Genomic DNA, 1300 nt, shown 5'->3' with positions numbered 1-1300 from the left:
TAAATTATGAGTATTGCACCATTCTCTAGTAGTCATGCCGCTAGATCTGAATTCAGCTATGTGTTTTTTCCAACTTTCTCTTAACTTTTCATATTTGTTTTCAGTTTGTGACATGAAAATTCCCCCCTACTTAGTTAGTTGGGGGAATTATGACACAAACTAAGCTGTTTTACTATGTGGGGATAGTTTGACGCTTACAGAAAGAAACTAAAAAACACTTGTCTAAAGCAGGAGTCCCCGTGCCAAAGGGACAAGATTTTGATGCTAAAACAAAGGATGAAGAAATTATAGAGTTTGCAAAATCCTTAGGCTTTCCTGTTGTTTTAAAGCCAGTAGACGGAAGACGAGGAAAGGGAGTCATATCAAATATAAGAGATGCTGATTCTTTAAAGGAATATGTAAGGTACGTTCGTAGAAAATTAATGAAACCTAAGGTAATTTTAGAAGAACATATTTCAGGTGATGAAAATAGAGTTTTTGTAGTTGATAACATTGTCGCTTCAGCATATAAAAAAATACCGGCAAATATAACAGGTAATGGACACGATACTATGAGAACATTAATAAAAAATAAAAACAAACAAAGGAAAAACAATCCATTTCTTTCTGAACGCTTGATCAAATTAGATAATGAAATTTTAAATTATATTAGTGACGCAGGATTTACTCCTGATAGTGTACCAAAGTCTGGTGAATATATACAGCTAAGGGCTAAAGCTAATTTACCATCTGGTGGTGAATCAATTGATGTTACAGATTGCTTATCAGAAGATGCTAAACAAATCGCAATAAATGGAGTAAAATCTATACCCGGTTTAAAAACTGGAGCTATTGATTTAAAATTTAATGAAACAAATAAGAATTTCGTTATCATTGAGATTAACTATAAACCATTTATAGGAGGACATTTTTTCCCCTATAAAGGTAAAGCACGTGATATTCCAAAATTAATGCTCGACTGCTTATTCCCAGAATCAAAAAATAATTATAAAAATTATGATAATCTTATCTATGACTTAAATAATGTCTTAAAACCCCTTCGTCATGGTACCGCAAGTGAAGTAGTGGTTACTCCTCGCCCTACGGGTAAAATAGTAACAAGAAAACTCTTAATTACTGGTCATGTTCAAGTTGTAGGTTTTAGAAAGTTGGTAAAAAAACAAGCGAGAAAATGTAAGCGTCAAATAGCACCCACATTGATTTAATAAAAAACTCCCATCTCATTAAATAAATAAGTGGGAGTGACTGTTATAATCAGTTTTTGCTATTTGCTTTGAGTTTTTTGCAACTTGCAGTTTTC

General features: G+C 32.6%; 1 protein-coding gene and 1 pseudogene. One reads left to right on the top strand and one right to left on the bottom strand.

Going from position 1 to position 1300, the window contains the following annotated elements; genetic code table 11:
* Positions 1 to 114: IS66 family insertion sequence element accessory protein TnpA (tnpA, locus tag CDO51_RS15650; RefSeq protein ID WP_420811502.1), on the bottom strand; the 114-nt coding region annotated here is incomplete at its 3' end.
* 101 nt (positions 115 to 215) lie between these two features.
* On the opposite strand from tnpA, the pseudogene CDO51_RS12985 reads away from it, so the two are divergent.
* Positions 216 to 1205: pseudogene (locus CDO51_RS12985) on the top strand (acylphosphatase); the annotation flags it as partial.
* Between the last annotated feature and the right edge of the window lie 95 nt (positions 1206 to 1300).

The sequence above is a fragment of the Natranaerobius trueperi genome (assembly GCF_002216005.1).
Lineage (GTDB): Bacteria > Bacillota > Natranaerobiia > Natranaerobiales > Natranaerobiaceae > Natranaerobius_A > Natranaerobius_A trueperi.
The sequence above is the reverse complement of the archived record's forward strand: the minus strand, read 5'-3'. Positions and strand labels throughout refer to the sequence as shown.